Origin of the sequence: Clostridioides sp. GD02377 (genome assembly GCF_045899875.1) — a bacterium.
GTDB lineage: Bacteria > Bacillota > Clostridia > Peptostreptococcales > Peptostreptococcaceae > Clostridioides > Clostridioides difficile_A.
Genome location: NZ_JBJODA010000026.1, coordinates 1 through 17,314, shown reverse-complemented (window position 1 = coordinate 17,314; position 17,314 = coordinate 1). Strand labels below are relative to the sequence as shown.

16 protein-coding genes are annotated in these 17,314 nt (G+C 27.9%); 9 read left to right on the top strand and 7 right to left on the bottom strand.

Annotated elements, in window-relative coordinates:
• Positions 1-315 precede the first annotated feature (315 nt).
• Entirely contained in the window at positions 316-1,218 is a 903-nt protein-coding gene (locus Q3304_RS18505) for a conserved phage C-terminal domain-containing protein (protein ID WP_407814929.1), read from the top strand.
• 126 nt (positions 1,219-1,344) lie between these two features.
• On the opposite strand, the gene Q3304_RS18500 is transcribed toward Q3304_RS18505, so the two are convergent.
• Both Q3304_RS18500 and Q3304_RS18495 read right to left on the bottom strand, forming a co-directional pair.
• Positions 1,345-1,965 carry a response regulator transcription factor gene (locus Q3304_RS18500; protein WP_407814928.1) on the bottom strand — a complete coding sequence of 207 codons (621 nt, stop codon included), beginning with the start codon at positions 1,963-1,965 and terminating at the stop codon, positions 1,345-1,347.
• Positions 1,937-2,863, bottom strand: coding sequence for a sensor histidine kinase (locus Q3304_RS18495; protein ID WP_407815457.1), 927 nt, complete (start codon positions 2,861-2,863; stop codon positions 1,937-1,939). The genes Q3304_RS18500 and Q3304_RS18495 overlap by 29 nt, the downstream gene beginning before the upstream one ends.
• A 349-nt stretch (positions 2,864-3,212) precedes the next feature.
• Between Q3304_RS18495 and Q3304_RS18490 the strand changes: the two genes are divergently transcribed.
• Entirely contained in the window at positions 3,213-3,434 is a 222-nt protein-coding gene (locus tag Q3304_RS18490; protein ID WP_227832095.1) for a hypothetical protein, read from the top strand.
• 242 nt (positions 3,435-3,676) lie between these two features.
• Here the strand turns inward: Q3304_RS18490 and Q3304_RS18485 are convergent, their stop codons facing one another.
• From Q3304_RS18485 to Q3304_RS18470, 4 genes are all read right to left on the bottom strand, one after another.
• Positions 3,677-5,704: an FtsX-like permease family protein gene (locus Q3304_RS18485; RefSeq protein WP_407814926.1), complete on the bottom strand. Its 2,028-nt coding sequence runs from the start codon at positions 5,702-5,704 to the stop codon at positions 3,677-3,679.
• A gap of 12 nt (positions 5,705-5,716) precedes the next feature.
• Complete coding sequence (locus Q3304_RS18480) at positions 5,717-6,466, bottom strand: ABC transporter ATP-binding protein (RefSeq protein WP_407814925.1); 750 nt, start codon at positions 6,464-6,466, stop codon at positions 5,717-5,719.
• Between the two features lie 295 nt (positions 6,467-6,761).
• Positions 6,762-8,411, bottom strand: coding sequence for a cell wall-binding repeat-containing protein (locus Q3304_RS18475; protein ID WP_407814924.1), 1,650 nt, complete (start codon positions 8,409-8,411; stop codon positions 6,762-6,764).
• Positions 8,412-8,605: 194 nt separating this feature from the next.
• On the bottom strand, positions 8,606-8,707 hold the full coding sequence (locus Q3304_RS18470; protein WP_407814937.1) for a winged helix-turn-helix transcriptional regulator: 102 nt from the start codon (positions 8,705-8,707) through the stop codon (positions 8,606-8,608).
• A gap of 334 nt (positions 8,708-9,041) precedes the next feature.
• On the opposite strand from Q3304_RS18470, the gene Q3304_RS18465 reads away from it, so the two are divergent.
• From Q3304_RS18465 to Q3304_RS18455, 3 genes are all read left to right on the top strand, one after another.
• Positions 9,042-10,163 carry an aldo/keto reductase gene (locus Q3304_RS18465; RefSeq protein ID WP_407814922.1) on the top strand — a complete coding sequence of 374 codons (1,122 nt, stop codon included), beginning with the start codon at positions 9,042-9,044 and terminating at the stop codon, positions 10,161-10,163.
• Positions 10,164-10,333: 170 nt separating this feature from the next.
• Positions 10,334-10,723: a MerR family transcriptional regulator gene (locus tag Q3304_RS18460; protein ID WP_054270765.1), complete on the top strand. Its 390-nt coding sequence runs from the start codon at positions 10,334-10,336 to the stop codon at positions 10,721-10,723.
• A 16-nt stretch (positions 10,724-10,739) separates the two neighbouring features.
• Positions 10,740-11,279: a flavodoxin family protein gene (locus tag Q3304_RS18455; RefSeq protein WP_054276997.1), complete on the top strand. Its 540-nt coding sequence runs from the start codon at positions 10,740-10,742 to the stop codon at positions 11,277-11,279.
• Positions 11,280-11,387: 108 nt separating this feature from the next.
• Here the strand turns inward: Q3304_RS18455 and Q3304_RS18450 are convergent, their stop codons facing one another.
• Positions 11,388-11,873: a hypothetical protein gene (locus Q3304_RS18450; RefSeq protein ID WP_054270763.1), complete on the bottom strand. Its 486-nt coding sequence runs from the start codon at positions 11,871-11,873 to the stop codon at positions 11,388-11,390.
• Between the two features lie 851 nt (positions 11,874-12,724).
• Between Q3304_RS18450 and Q3304_RS18445 the strand changes: the two genes are divergently transcribed.
• The 4 genes from Q3304_RS18445 to Q3304_RS18430 form a co-directional block, all read left to right on the top strand.
• Positions 12,725-13,102 (top strand): RidA family protein, encoded by a 378-nt coding sequence (locus Q3304_RS18445; RefSeq protein ID WP_003421988.1) that lies wholly within the window; start codon positions 12,725-12,727, stop codon positions 13,100-13,102.
• A gap of 272 nt (positions 13,103-13,374) precedes the next feature.
• Positions 13,375-15,171 (top strand): sigma 54-interacting transcriptional regulator, encoded by a 1,797-nt coding sequence (locus Q3304_RS18440; protein ID WP_054270761.1) that lies wholly within the window; start codon positions 13,375-13,377, stop codon positions 15,169-15,171.
• A gap of 391 nt (positions 15,172-15,562) precedes the next feature.
• On the top strand, positions 15,563-16,777 hold the full coding sequence (dpaL, locus tag Q3304_RS18435) for a diaminopropionate ammonia-lyase (protein ID WP_054270760.1): 1,215 nt from the start codon (positions 15,563-15,565) through the stop codon (positions 16,775-16,777).
• 173 nt (positions 16,778-16,950) lie between these two features.
• The coding region (locus Q3304_RS18430; protein WP_407814921.1) for a M20/M25/M40 family metallo-hydrolase at positions 16,951-17,314 on the top strand (364 nt) is incomplete at its 3' end.

Sequence of the window (17,314 nt, the reverse complement as noted above, 5' to 3'; positions counted from 1 at the left end):
TATATAAATACATAACTTATTATATGGGATAGTTATCAGGTGAATAATAACTGAAGGTAGTTAAGGTAGAGTAGTTTAATATATAGTACAAAAGCATAGAGGATATAAAATAATATTAAAAAATTACATACTAAATTTAATAAAATTTTTATATTAAAAATAATATTAAATTTATTGTTTAAATAAAAAAGTTAAATCTACACCATTAACTTATTATACTTAAAACTTTAAAATAAAAATAATCATCTAATAAGTTATTTACAAATCTAAATACTTTTATAAATGATTATTTATTTAAAATGGAGGAGTGAGAATATGAGTAACAGTTTTTATCAATTAAATTCAGCAGTATTATATTTTAATGAACGAAGTGATGTAAATAGAATAAGATTTAATCATTATGTAATGAGAAAGGAAAATATACAAAGATTAAAAAAGACTTTGCCAAGAGGACAATTTATGATGACAGTAAGAAAAGCTGCATCAGACCTTGATGTATCCATATCTACAATAAGTAGACTTGTAAATGAGTTTATAGATTTAGGTATATTGAGACTAATAAGTAGAGGAGTAAAGGGAAATTGTTGTTCTGTATATAGTTATGTTTGTTCTGAAGATAGTAATACAGAGGTTGTAACGAAAAATAGTGATATTTTCACAAATATAGAGAAATATATTAATGGAACTATTAACAATAATCAAAAATCAATGAAATATAAGCATAGAGATGGGTTGTTCAAGCGTAATAATACCAACACATATGGCTGTATAGATGAAGAGAGTATAGATGAAGATTATGAGTGGGTAATTGATACAGGATGTGAAACAGAAAATGAGACAAAGAAAAAAGAGTTATTAAAAAACAATTTAAAGAAAAAGAATTTAAATAAAAATGCACCTGAAGAATCAACTTACCAAGCTTTAGAAAGTATTCATGAAGTTATTATAAGAAAACTAAATAATGAGTCAGGAAAAAATTTTAAAGTTGATTTAGGTATAACTAAGGAGATTATAGATGAAAGATTAAAAGAAGGGCATTGTTTAGAAGATTTTTATAAGGTTATAGAGTCAAAGGTAAAAAGATGGAGATATACATCTATGGAGATGTATATAGAGCCAGCAATTTTGTTTGGATGTGATTTTGAGTCGTATTTAAGTGAAGGAAGTTCTTTAAGACCTTGTAATTATGGAGATAGATGTGAGGATATGTATGAGTAACTGTAGAGAGATATTTATTAAGAGGTTAGTTTGTTTTTAGTTGATTAAAATATGAGTATATGTAAGGATAAACAGTATATTAAAAAATAGTGTGCATTTTTTTAGTGAGAAGTGCACACTATTTTTTTAATATATTGGAGAAATATAACCCATTTGAATTGCTTTTGTGATAGCTTCAACTGATGAAGAAACATCTAGTTTGTCATATATATGTTGTAGATGATTTGATAATGTTCTTTCACTTATGTACAACTCGTCAGCAATCACTTTTCTTTTTTTACCACTACAGATAAGCTGTAATATTTTTTTCTCCATACTTGTCAAATCTTCAATAATTATTTCATCGTTTTCAGATGTAAAACAAGTTCTACCTTGATATACCTTTAATAGAGAATCAATTAAACTATCAGGACTAATATTTTTATTAAGGAATCCGCAGATACCTATTTTTTTAGCTTCATATTTATAAACAGGCAGGTCATATCCTGTTAACATTATTATTTTAATGGTAGGGTTAATCTTTAATAAATTATAAGCTACTTTTAATCCATCATATTCGCTTAAGTCTTTAAGATTTATATCCATTAAGACAATGTCTATTCTTTTACCTACAATCACTTCTGATAAATTATGAACATCTTGTGTAGAATAAAATTGTTCAATTTCATCATATTCTTCTAATGCAAGGGACAAGCTCTTAGCAAAAAGTGTATGGTCATCAACTAACAAAATATTTATAAGAACCATCTCCTTTCATAGGAATTGTAATTTGTACACAAGCACCATGGGGGATGTTATCAGATATGTTTATTGTTCCTCCTAGATTTTCTACTTGTTCTTTAATTGATACAATTCCTTTATGCTTTGTTGTATCTAAAGAGATTTTAGATATACCTAGATGAGTTTTGAGGGATGTATTTGTAACACCATTATCACTAATATTCAATTTTATTATATCTTTTTCAAGTGATAAAGTTATCCATGCATGGCTACCATTTGAATGCTTATATACATTTGTTAGCAGTTCTTTAATTAAACGGTATATCAATATATCGTATGGCTCAACCAAAAATAAAGTATCAGAACATATAAATGAAACTGAAATATCTCTTTGTGAAAAAGTTAAGGAAACACTTTCAATCAAATTCTGATAATTTTCTTTTACTGTTAGATTTTTTAATATTACAGGATGATAGTCTTGCATTTGCTTTCTTATACGTGTATTTAAATCATTAAGTGTATCACATATAATATCCTGTATTTCTGGGCGATGTGACTTGCTAGTCATATTTTTTATTGAAAGCAAGTCTTGCAATATATCATCATGTAAAAAATTAGAGAACTCTGTCTTTAGCCGTTCCTCTTGTTGTAATCTATCTAATGCTAGAGTATACTTACTATCTTTAGTTATTTGTTTTTTTTCATATTTTAGATTAAATTCCAAAACAATATTACAAATAAAAATTAACATAAACAAGGTGTTTATAGCTATCAATATTATAGATAAATTGCCACCACTAAATATTACTATCATACTAATTAATGTGATACTTATAAAAAGAAGAATAATCCTTTGTTTTAGGCTAAAGATTGTTGAAAGAGGAAAACTATCATTTTCTCTAAGTACAATCCCATGAATACTCATAGAAAATATCAATACAGTTAGATAGATTCCAAAATTACTAATATGATTTGAAATTTTTATTGTGAAAAAGTAATAAATAATAAATCCTATTAGTGTTATAAATATAGAAATAAATATAGGCTTTTTTTCACTTCTTATGACAAAATCAACCCTTTTCCAATGGTAAAAAACAATATATAAAAAGCATGCTATACTTACTACAAACTGTAGTCCATACATACCAGCATATATTCTTTTAGAAATAAATGTTCCTATAACTGTACCAAAGCAAGTGATAAATAATAAAATATCTGTTATCTTGCGAAACTTATATCCGCTACCTTGAAACAAGAATAAAAGTATAAATTTGATGGAGATATACAATATAATTGGGCTTAATATTTCAAAAATAATAGTACTTACAGGTGTTGCTATAGAGGATAAGAGTAAATACCAACTATCAAGCATTAACAATCCACAAAACAATGAGATAGTATTATTTTCTCTGACATTACAAGATGTTATATATGTAATATCTATAAGTAATAATGTTGAGATTATCAAGGGAATGATGCTTTGTATATTTAGATAAGTTTCAACATTTGTAGACAATACCATAAAGAGGAGTGATAAGATATAGTTTCCTAAAAATAGTATTTTTAAATTAAAGTTTGGCAATTTTATACACCTCCTTATAGATTTATAGTGTGTATTATATTAGGCTCATGACTATATCAAATTTATGAGTTTATAATTTTTATTATATAAAATATTTATAAATAAATAAAGTGGACTAAATCGTCACACATTTAAGTATGACGATTTAGTTAAATATCATTTTTTTAATACGATTTTACAACAGGTTTTAGTAGTGAGTATGTAGTATATTAAATATACTATGGCAGTTAAGAAAATAGCAATAATTACAGGTATGTATTGTGAAAACGAGCTTCCAAGTAAATTTTGCATCAAAGCAGTTTTATAGACCAAAGTAGCAAATACACAATCCAATATTCCAAGTAAAAATGGAATATTAAAAAATGGCAACACCTGCTTCTTGATAATTTTTTTTATTTGAACATTAGTGTAGCCCATTTTTTGTAAAATATCATAGTCAGACTTTGAATCTGAAACTACTGATATATTGTTAAAGTATAAAATACTTCCAACAGCAATAAAAAATAAAACAACAAGAAATCCTATTAGCAGGAATGTAGAGCTATTAATTGATAATAAGTCATTAATCCTGTGGGAATGACCTTGTAAATAAGGACTTTTATTTAAATAATCTGAGATGTCACTATATAAATTTTTGTTATTTTTAATTGATTTACCATTGATACTTACAATACTTGTTACTGGTAATTTATTTTGAGCTATTTTCTTATATATACTATCACTAACAACGAGAGTTCCAACACTATTACCAAAAGAGATGGCATTATTTAGAGATGTCTCTTTTACTATTATAGGTGTTTTTGTATCATTGATGAGTAGTGGATAAATCATTCCATTTTCACTACTTCCATCATTATTCGGTTGATACTTTACCAAAATACATTCATTATCTCTTAAAGGAGTAAGTTGTTTTAGTAGTTTTGTTCGATTTTGTCCCTTTAATAAAGTGCAGTAATCAGAAAAAGATATACATTCAAACCCTGCCTCTCTAGGAATAACTTTTTTTAATGAACTATTATTAGATAAATCATTCCTAGGTGTACCAATCGTATACTCAAGTGGAAGGTCTTTTGTTGAAGATTTTACCTTATAAATATCTGTCTGTGTAAAAGTAACATCGTCTGTATTCGATGTATATTGACTTACAATTTGTTTTACATCTTCAATTTGCTTATTTCTTTCTACTCTAAATTCTATCTCTGAAGGTGCAATACGTGAAATTGATGCAATAGGATAATATAAAGAGAGTGCCATGACACTTGAAACTGTTAAAGTAGCAGCACAAAGCAGTGTAAGCATAATCAGAGTCTTAGAATTTGAGCGAATACGATAGATAAAGTTTGGAGTAGTTATTATCTTTATATCTGTATAGAAAGCTTTTTTATTTTTTTTGCTATGTTGCATAATGTATGGAAGAAAGGAACTGATAAAGAGAATTGTACCAACTACAATAAGAATCATAGTTATCAAACCTATTTGATAAAATCCTATACGTATCCATGCTGACTTAGTTCCACGAAGAATATCTAATGCTAGACAATAGCCACTTAAAATCAGAATAAAGCCTATAAAAGCTGGAATTTTTCGGAACTTCAACTTTTTTTCTGCACTTTTTTCATATCGTACTAATTTTATAAGTGAAGTCTTAAAAATAAATTTAGCGTTTGATATAGCTATTACTAAAACAACTAAGACTATAAAGAGTGTTGTTTTAGATATTGCACTCATATTAAAAAATGGGATTTGTGAATTGTCAATTGACAAATTGAGAAGTGCATTAATTCCAAAGACAATACCTTTATGAACCAATGCCCCTAATATCAATCCAACAATAAGAGCTCCAATACAAGTTAATATATTCTCAAAAGTAAGTAGTGATAGGACTGTAAACTTACGGTAGCCAAGTAAAGTATATATGCCAAGTTCTTTTGTACGACGTCTCAAGAAGAAGCGATTTGAATATGTCATATAGAAGATAACAAATACCATTAAAAATATGGAGATAACATTACACATAGACTCGACTCTGCCGTCAGTTGAAATCTTTTCTAACATTACCTTATTAACAGAAAATGAAGTAAATGCAAAAAATACAGTGATAACAAAAGAGACTGAAAGCATATATAGAGAATAGAATGAAAGGTTCTTTTTAAGGTTTTTTATTGCCATGTAAAAAATGTTCATTAAATTATCCTCCTATCTTTTAGTATCCAATTTTGTAATTTCTTTAATAATCAATTCATAAAATGTACGCCTGTTGTTTTGTTGCTTGTCTAGTTCTTTAATGATACAACCATCTTTAAAAATCAAAATTCGATTTGCAAAACTAGCTGCATAGGCATCGTGTGTTACCATTAAAATTGTTGTTTTCAATTCCTCATTTGCTTCTTGTAGTGAGTAGAGTAGCTCAGTGGCTGAGTTGGAATCTAAAGCACCTGTTGGTTCGTCTGCAAATAGAATGCTAGGTTGTTTAACTATTGCTCTAACTGCTGAAGCTCTCTGCCTTTGACCTCCAGATAATTCATTTGGATATTTGTTTAATTGAGTAGTTATACCAAAGCGTTCGGCTAGACTTCTTACCATGTTTTCTATTTTATCTGGATGTAGTTTTTGAAGTGTAAGGGGTACCGAAATATTCTCGAAAATTGTAAGGCTATCTAGTAAAAAATATTCTTGAAAGATAAAACCTAAATTATCTCTACGAAAATCAGCAGAACTGGTATCATTAAGTGATTTCAAGCTTACATTGTTTATGAAAATATCCCCACTTGTTGGTTTATCAATTGTAGATAATACGTTAAGAAGAGTTGTTTTTCCAGAACCAGAAGCCCCCATTATCCCTATAAATTCTCCTTCTGATACATTGAAAGATACCTTATCTAAACTTGGTTTTTGACCTTTAGTATAAATTTTAGTTATGTTATTTACTTTTAATATGGTATTCATTGTATATATCTCCTTTCATCTTTATACAGTCAAATTATATATTAACTTTATTGTTAATTCATGAGTAAATCACGCAACAATTTTTTGTAAAGCAATAAGGAAATTATTATCAAAGTATTGAAAGGGTAGATTATTATCAAGATATATAATGTTTAGTACATTTTTACTAGCTTTGAGTTAAAGTGTATGTGATAGAGATACAATATTGAAAAAACAAAAAATAAAATAAAAGCCATAAATACATGAAAATCCAGTATCTATGGCTTTATAATAACTAATAAAAGTATGTACTTTATTAATTATCTATTTCAAACTCTAATATCTTACCAGTAATTGCATTGATTGTTATCTCGTATTCAGTATTTCCTTTTCTTATTTCACCTTCATATTCTTTATCATCTTCATCATATTCAAATTTTACTATTTTCCCACCAGGTACTTTATCTAGCATTATTGATTTAGCTTTTTCAGCACCAATAATAGAACTATTGTCATTAGTATTAGAGTTATTGTTGTCATCAAAGTCATCATCATCAGAATCTTTGTCCATATCAATATCTACAATTCTTCCATCAAATGCATTTATCTCTAATTCATATGTTTTTTTATTCTTTACTATTTTAGCTTCATATTCATTATCTTCAGCATCGTATTTGCAATAGATTAAATTACCATTAGGAATAGCATCTAGTGCTATAGATTTAGCTTTATCCAATGATATATTTTTTGTACCTAAATTGTTATCATTTAAGTCATTGTCTTTTTCAATTTCTATTATTTTGCCAGAGTATGCATCAATTTCTATTTCATATACAACATTATCTTTTAGAACTTTGCAGTCATATTTATTATCATCTTCGTCATAATAACAAACTAAAATATTGTTTCCTGGAAGAGCTTGTTTTAATATATTTTTAGCCTGTATTAAAGATATTTTCTTAGTTTTATTTCTTATATCAACATTTTTTAGTTTTAAAATATCTTCAAATGCTTTTTGGTTATATCCTCCTCCTACTTGTGTTATTTTATCTATGTCTTTATTTTTAATAAATTCTTTTTGACTATTTACAAGGCTACCATTAGATATCATTATAGGTGAATTTTCTTTAGCAGCTAGTACTCCTATTGATAATGAATCTACTAGTGCATTTTCTTGATTAATACCATCTTTGGCTACAAATATATTATTTATTTTCTTGTCCTTATAAAATTGTTCGATAATTTTTGCGTTAGTATTGTTTCTATCTGAGCCACTAATTCTTTCTTTGTTTGGATATTTTTTTACTATGTTGTCTGATAAGACCTTATTTCCTCCAACTATATAGGATTTCTTTATAGATTTATTATTTAAGAAATTTATACTGTTGTTATTACTATTTTCATCTGATACTAGTATTATAGGCATATTGTGTACTGCTGCAGGAGAAGCTATACTAACTGCATCAGATAACCCCTTTAATCCATTTACAACAGCAATATTTTCTACCTTTTTTATCTTATCTATTTCTTTAAGTACATTTGTAGACATTTCATATATATTATTTCCTGCTATTTTATTTATTTTTATGTTAAGTGATTTTATTTCATTTTCTACTTTATCAGAAATACTATTTCCACTATCTACTATGTACACGTTGTCTACACCAAGTCTCTTAAGTTCAGCTTTAGTCGAACTCTCGATACTATTACTGTTTACTAAAAGAATAGGTGCATTCTTTAGTATAGCAAATGGATTTGCACAAAGAGCACTTTGAATAGAGTTACCATTAACTAGAATAGCTGTTTTTGATTGAACCCATCCCAATTTACTTACTTCCACAGCTGTTTCAAATCTTGTTTTACCTATTAGTCGTTCTTGTTTTGTAGCGTTATTTGCAAAAATTACTGAAGAACTAGAAAAAAACATAACACCCGATACTAATATAGCTAAACTTTTCTTATTCATATTTTTACCTCACAATCTTTAAAATTTTATTATTTAGCATTACTTAGTAAAATATAATCTTAAAATCAAGTTGATACTTAATCTAATATTATAAAATCAACAGATAAGATTATTTAAACATAAAATTTTCCTATTTATATTTAATATTGTATCATAAATATAAATAGGAAAATGTTTTTTAAAAGGGGTATACACTATTCATTTTTATCATTTGACAAATAAGTTTTTCTCCATTGCTTCATATTTTCTAAAACAGGAACAAAACTTATTCCTAAATCTGTTAGAGAATATTCTATTTTATCTATGCTTATTTTTCGTATTGGTTGTAGCTATCTATTAGCCTATATTGCGGGAATTGGTGTTTTGAGTATATTTATAGCAATGCTTATGGACTGGGGTTTCCGAAGTATATGTTTCTTGTGGCGTTGGAGAAGTGGGAAGTGGAAAGAACATTCAGTAGATTAATATCAAAAACTATATTTCTATAATATTTCTATCAAAAATAAAAAAATCTATTGACTTGAAGTTAACTCCAAGTAGTAAAGTATAATTATGCAAGAATTATATATATTCAAAAGAGAAGTTAAGAGAGAAATAAAACAAATAAGTTTTAAAGGGGGAAGTAAAGCAATGGAGGCAAAAAAATTAGGTTTTGGATTAATGCGTTTACCAATAAAAGATGAAAATGATGTTACAACTATTGATATGGAATATTTAAATAAAATGGTTGATACTTTCTTGGAGAGAGGATTTACATATTTTGATACGGCCTATGTATATCACATGGGAAAAAGTGAGATAGCACTGAGAGAATCTTTAGTAAAGAGACATAAAAGAGATAGCTTTACTGTAGCTACAAAACTACCATTAATGGTTTTAAAGAAAAAAGAAGAACAAGAGACTATTTTTAATGAGCAGTTAGAAAAGTGTGGTGTAGATTATTTTGATTATTATCTTCTACATAATATAGGTGTGTCACATTATGAAATAGCTAAAAAATTTGATAGTTTTAAGTTTATTGAAGAAAAGAAAAAGGAAGGGAAAATAAAGAATATTGGTTTTTCTTTTCATGATAGTGCAGAATTATTAGATGAAGTCTTGACTGAGCATCCAGAAGTAGATTTTGTGCAATTACAGATTAACTATATAGACTGGGACAATGAAAGCATACAGTCTAGAAAATGCTATGAGATAGCAGAGAAACACAATAAACCTGTGATTGTTATGGAACCAGTAAAAGGTGGTACACTTGCCAAAATACCAGAAAAAGCAGAGAAGTTATTCCATGACTATAATTCAGATATGTCAATACCATCTTGGGCAATCCGTTTTGCAGCAAGTAAAGACAATGTAATGATGGTCTTAAGTGGAATGTCAAATATGGAACAATTATTAGACAATACAGGGTATATGCAAGACTTCAAACCATTCACAAAAGATGAATATAATGTTATAGATGAAGCTGTAGAAATTATTAATGAATCAATTGCAGTTCCATGTACTGCCTGTCAGTATTGTGTAGAAGGATGTCCAAAGAATATTGCTATTCCAAACTACTTTGCATTGTACAATTCAGAAAAACAAGCTCTTAATACTGGATTTTCGACACAGATGGTTTACTATAATAACTATACTAAGACTTATGGTAAAGCATCAGATTGTATTGGATGTAAACAATGTGAGGAAAGTTGCCCACAACATATTAAAATTATAGATGCCTTAAAGAATGTGGCAGAAATCTTTGAAAAATAATTAGTAGATATAAATAAGCAGGATAAATAATTATATGTAGATAAATAGGGTAAATAGTTTTGATAATTTACTAAATATAGATAAACAGAATAAGCAATTTCGCTAGAATATTATTTAAGTTATTTAATGATATTTTAATCTATACAATATCAAGAGAGAGGTATATATGTATGACGATTTCAGAAGTTAGCAAAAAATACGAGCTTTCAGCAGATACTTTACGATACTATGAACGCATTGGTCTGATACCACCTGTAGGTAGAAATAAAAGTGGGATTAGGTCTTTTACAGAAAAAGATTGCGAGTGGGTTAATTTTATAAAATGTATGAGAAGTGCAGGCCTTTCTATTGAGACACTGATTGAATATGTGGCTATGTTTCAACAGGGAAATAGTACTATTCAAGCGAGAAAAGAACTTTTGATAGAACAGAGAAATCAATTAGCTAAAAGAATGGAAGAAATGCAAAAAACTTTGGAACGATTAAATTTTAAGATTGATAGATATGAAGAAGGTCTTGTTGAAAAAGAAAAGACATTAGAAAACAGTATGAATAAATAAGTGGAGGAAGTATATTATGAGTAAAAATGTATTAATAGTGTCTGCAAGCCCTAGAAAAGGTGGAAATTCTGATTTATTGTGTGACCAATTTATGCAGGGGGCATTAGAATCAAAAAATAAAGTAGAGAAGATATTTCTAAAAGATAAAGATGTTAACTATTGTACTGGATGTGGTGCATGTTATGAAAAAGGAGCAAGTTGTACACAGAAGGATGATATGGGAGAAATTCTTGAAAAAATGATTAAAGCAGATGTGATTGTTTTGGCAACTCCAGTTTATTTTTATACTATGAATGGACAAATGAAAACTATGATTGATAGAACTTGTTCTGGATATACTGAAATTTGTGATAAAGATTTCTATTTTATTGTTGCAGCAGCAGATAAAAATGTGGATGATATGGAAAGAACAATAGAAGGATTTAGAGGGTTTACATCATGTTTAAATGGGTCTAAGGAAAAAGGTATAGTATATGGTGTAGGAGTTTGGCATGTAGGAGAGATTAAGGGAAGCGAGTCAATGAAAGAGGCATATGAAATGGGCAAGTTGGTATAGTATGTTTGTATATAATAAAGGACAGATTAATTTTAATCTGTCCTTTATTTACAATATTTATTTAAATACCTAGTGCCACTCGTATATTTTAATAATCACTATAAAAAATTATACAGATTCCTGCATGATGTTATTTTCTTTAGTAATTAATTCTTCTAGACTTTTCCAATCAGTATCTTCCATATTTGCAAAATAATGACCACTTCCTATACAAGTTAAGTAAGACTTTCCATCCAATTCAAATGAAGAACCACCAATACACTTTGAATTACATTTTTTACAAGTTCGAGTTTTAGTGATACTCTCCTTAATAGTTTTAGAGCATTCCTCTACAGAATTTTTATATGAATTTAGATGAAAAAGATTTGCTTTAACTCTCCATTTTTTTTCGTTACATTCAATAGTAAATAAGCTACGTTTTGGTTTTTTAGTTGAATATACTATTTTGTAAGAACGAGCCCCTGTCTTTGGCTCAATTTTGCAATCTAATGATTTGCCAAGTTCATGTAAATCACAAGCAATATTATAATCTTTACCACTTAATACTTTTAACATTTCCTCTGTTGTTTCTGCTGTTAATTCACTTTTACCCATATTAAAAAATCCCCCTAATAAATAATAATTTCATATAAGAATAATTAATATCAGTATATTAAATAAATTTATTGAAATCAATAAAATAACTACAATCTTACATTATTGGGCATAGAATGAGAGCTAATGCTTTATTAGAAAAAAGACTTAATAGTATGAAAATTTACTTAGACATGATACAATTCTATAAAAGATTTAAAAAATAGGAAAGGAGAAAGTTGCTGGGAGATAATCAACATAATAATTTAATCATAGATTATGAACTTATTATGAGAGGGGTAATGTTGTGAAGTAAGATTATTAAAAGGGAAACTTGTAAGTTCTCAGCAATGGTGATGGGTATTGATAATTTTTTGGTTACTATTATATTTGGCTATTATATTTTCAATAGGCTCTATGATAACTAGAGTAAATAAGGTTTGGGTAAAGGTTTTATTATTTATAGTAGTTGGATTGTCAACTATAGTCCTTTCATACATAATAACTTGATGATTTGAGATTAAGAAGCCAGTTTTAATCTATAAATTCTCAAAACAAGAATTCTCAAGTTGGTAAAATTCTAGATATGAGAAAAAAATTGACATTAGGAAAAAGTAATTTTGAAACATTTTCTTACAAAAATATTTAGATGTTACTAGTTTGAATGACTTCACAAAATTTTATATATAGGTAAAGTTTGGCATGTTAATTGCTTTAATAAAAGTTAACATGAACACAAATAAATATAATCATCTGAGTATTGATTATTTGAAGTTTTAGATTTGAAATTTAATCTAAAGGTTCATATTGATATTGGTGTTTAGGAAATTTTATTTTCCTGTAAATATAACCTAATAATAGGAGGTGAAGTTATGTCAAAAGTAGTAATAGCTACAGAGAAAGCTCCAGGAGCAATTGGACCATATTCTCAAGCAATACAAGTTGGAAATATAGTTTCTACATCAGGTCAACTTCCAATAGATATGAAAACTGGTGAGTTAGTATCTGACCCAAAAGAAGCAACAAAAGCTTCTTTAGATAATGTAAAAGCAATATTAGAGCAAGCTGGTACAAGTATGGATAAAATATTTAAGACTACAGTATTCGTAAAAGATTTAAAAGATTTTAATGATATTAATGAAGTGTATGCTACATATTTTAAAGAAAATCCACCAGCAAGATCATGTGTACAAGTTGCTCAATTACCAAAAGATGCAGTTTTAGAAATTGAAGCAATGGCAGTATTATAACAATAACAATGATAACAAAACTAATGAAAATTAAAAACTAATAAAAAAGTCTACAATTAAAATAAAAAAGTTTATATTAAAAAGTCTATATAAAAATCTATCTAAATATTTAACTATTGAGCTTTTCTCATGTAATGTATATTTTGTGCCAAAAATATATCTGTTACAAGAGGAAGGCTTTTTTGTGTTTTATATATATTTTAAAAATTGACTATATGTTAAAATATAGCTAAACTGATAATTTGGTAAATTAAATTATAATGGGGGAGACTATGTTAAGTAAATTAAAAGAATTTCAACAAGAAATGATAAAATACACTGAAACAGTAGCTAGTGTATTAGATGTAGATATTGAAATAGTTGATGACAGATTGATAAGGATTAGTGGCACAGGTCTATATAAATCAAAGATAAATGAAAGCGTTGTTACTGAGGGTTTTATTTATGATAAAGTTATACAGACAGGTCAGGAATTAGTCGTATTGGATATATGTGATAATCAGCTTTGTATAGAATGTTCCCATTACATGAAATGCCTAAATAAAGTAATAATAGCAGTTCCAATAAAATATAATAATCGTACTATAGGGGTAATTGGTGCTATTAGTACAGATAAAACTAAAAAAGTAGAAATAAGTGCAAAAATAGATAATTATTTAAAATTTATCAATCATATATGCGATTTAATTTCCATGAAGATAGAAGAACATGAAGCGTCAAAAAATAGTAGCAGAAAAATGAATATGATGATAGAAATAATTGAAAATGTTGAAAAAGGCGTTATAATACTGGATATAAATAGCAAAATATCCTATATAAACAACATAGCTCTAAAAAAATTAGATATTGAGAAAAATATAATCGAAAATATAGTGAATATAGTATCAGTTGAATCATCCTCAAATGGACATGAATTGCTAGAAATTGATATTGATAACAAAATTTATAATATAAATGCCAAAATAATTCCTGTATATCCATATATAAATCAATATGACAAAATAATAATATTTGACAAGACATATATCAACCATAAAGGACATGGAAAGGTAAATAGTGGATGGGGAAATAGTGATATAGAGTCTATAATTGGAAATTCAGAAGCTATGGTGAAAGTTAAAGAGAGAACTAAGAAATTAGCAAAATCAAATTCGACTGTCCTTATAACTGGTGAAAGTGGTACAGGTAAAGAACTAATTGCTAGAGCTATACATGCAGAAGGTAGTAGATGGAATAAGCCATTTATTGCTATAAACTGTGCTGCTATTCCAGAAAACCTTCTTGAAAGTGAATTGTTCGGATATATAAAGGGAGCATTTAGTGGAGCTAGTAGTGGTGGTAAGGTAGGTAAATTTGAACTTGCAAATGAAGGTGTTATATTTCTTGATGAAATGGGCGATTTGTCCATGCCTTTGCAAGCAAAGCTACTTAGAGTCTTACAAGAAAGAAAATTTGCGAGAATTGGGTCAAATAAACTTATTGATTTAGATATAAGAGTAATTGCAGCTACAAATAAAAATTTACTGAAACTAGTAAATGAAGGTAAATTTAGGGATGATTTATACTATAGACTAAATGTAATTCCTATAAATTTGCCACCCCTTAGGGAAAGAAAAGATGATATTGAAGCAATAATGATGAAATTTGCTTCTAAATATTCTTTAGAATTAGGTATTCAATTGAATAAAATAGAAGAAAATGTTATGAATATGTTGATTAACTATAATTGGCCGGGAAATATAAGGGAACTGGAAAATGCAGTTGAGTATATGATGAATTTAGTTGGAGATGATGGAATAATATATAAAGATATGCTTCCATTAGATATTTTGAACTATTATAATATTAATGGAAATGTATGTAAGAGTACAGGTATAACGTTTGAAAATGATATAGTTGAAGGGATAGTAGAAAATCAAGAAAGGATACTCTCAATTAAAGAATTAGAGTTGACTTACATAAGTAAGTTGTTGAATAAGTATGGAAGAGATACAAAGACAAAGAAAAAAATAGCAAAAGACTTAGGCATAGGTTTGGCTACATTATATAGAAAATTGGAAGAAGAATAGTAGTAACATAAACAATCAAAATATAAAATTATAGAAGGTCATAACCATATATTTATAGAAAATAAAATACAGTAATATATCTAGCAAAATGATAGACATATAAAGAACAAGACATAATAAAGGAAAAATTAAAACAAAGAAACGGTTTCTCGAATTGATAATTCTCGTATTGATAAAAATTTCCCAATATGAGAATTTTTTCTTTTATAAATCTTATTTTTCACATTCAAAATTTATAAAAGTTAAAGAAATTTTATAAAAGTATGTAATTCCAACATAAAAAAAATATTTTTAGAATAAATAATATTGGCATAGCAATTGCTTTACTAGAAGACACAAAGATAAAAACTTAAAATGATACCGAAAAATTTGAAAGGGGAATATAAAATAAATGAGAGAAATAAAATGGAAATTAAATAATCTACCTAAATCTGAGGAAAAAGAAAAAGGGATTGAATTTTTAAAAGATGAAGAAATTGCAAAGGCTAAAGCTTTCCATGAGAGCTTTCCACAATATGAAAAAACTCCTTTAGTTAAATTAGATAACTTAGCAAAATCACTAGGAGTAAACGGAATATATGTTAAAGATGAATCTTATAGATTTGGATTAAATGCATTTAAAGTTTTAGGTGGTTCTTATTCTATGGGTAGATATTTAGCTCAAAGATTAGATACAGATATATCTGAATTAGGATATGACAAATTAACTTCAAAGGAAATAAAAGAAAAATTAGGAGAAATAACTTTCTTTACGGCTACAGATGGAAATCATGGTAGAGGAGTTGCTTGGACTGCTAATAAATTAGGTCAAAAATCTGTTGTATTAATGCCAAAAGGTTCTTCTGAATTTAGATTAAATAAAATCAAAGGAGAAGGAGCAGATGCTAGTATAACAGACTTAAACTATGATGATGCAGTAAGATTAGCTAATGACTATGCAGAAGCTGATGACCACGGAGTAATGGTTCAAGATACAGCATGGGACGGATATGAAGAAATTCCAGCATGGATAATGCAAGGATATGGAACTATGGCTAAAGAAGCTATAGAGCAATTAAAAGAATATGGAGTAGACAGACCAACACACGTATTTGTGCAAGCAGGAGTTGGTTCACTTGCTGGTGCAGTTCAAGGATATGTTGCTTCAATATACGACGAATGCCCAATAACAGTAGTAGTAGAAGCTGATGAAGCTGATTGCTACTATAAATCAGCAGAAGCAGGAGATGGAAAACCAAGATTTGTTGGAGGAGATATGCCAACTATAATGGCTGGTCTTGCTTGTGGAGAACCAAATACTATAGGGTTTGAAGTGTTAAAAAATTATTCATCAGCATTCGTTTCAGCACCAGACTGGGTTTCTGCTAAAGGTATGAGAATACTAGGAAATCCTCTAAGAGGAGATGAAAAAGTAATTTCTGGAGAATCTGGAGCAGTTACAACTGGAGCATTAGTTTCAATCCTTGAAAGTGAAGATTTAAAAGACTTAAGAGAAGCTTTAAAATTAGATGAAAACTCTAAAGTATTATTAATAAGTACAGAAGGAGACACTGACCCTGATAAATATAAAGATATAGTTTGGAATGGTGAGTGCCAAAGCAAATAAAAGACTTAAAATAAGAACTAAACAAAATTAAAATAAAGTCTAAATAAGGATTTAATAAATAAAATATAAAGAAGTGAAAAATCAATAAATTAAATAAAGTATGAGTAAATTAAAAAAGTAAAATATCAAAGTGAAACATCATCAAATTAAAAATTATATGGGGGAATATCAAAATGTTAAATGAAACAAGAAAAAAACAATTAACTGAAGTATGCCAAGATTTAATAAGAAATGCTAGTTATTCAGGTCAGGAAGAAAATGTAGTAAAAGCAATAGAAGAAAACTTTGCTTTACTAGGTTTTGATAGCTGGTCAAGAGATAGATATGGAAATATAGTAGGATGCATAAAAGGAAACAAACCAGGTAAAAAAATATTATTTGATGGACATATAGATACAGTTCCAGTTCCAGATGCAAGTAAATGGAGTGTTCCTCCTTTTGAAGCGAGAATAGTAGATGGAAAAATATATGGAAGAGGAACTTCTGATATGAAAGGGCAAGTAAGTGCTATGATGGCAGCTGTTTCATACTTTGCAG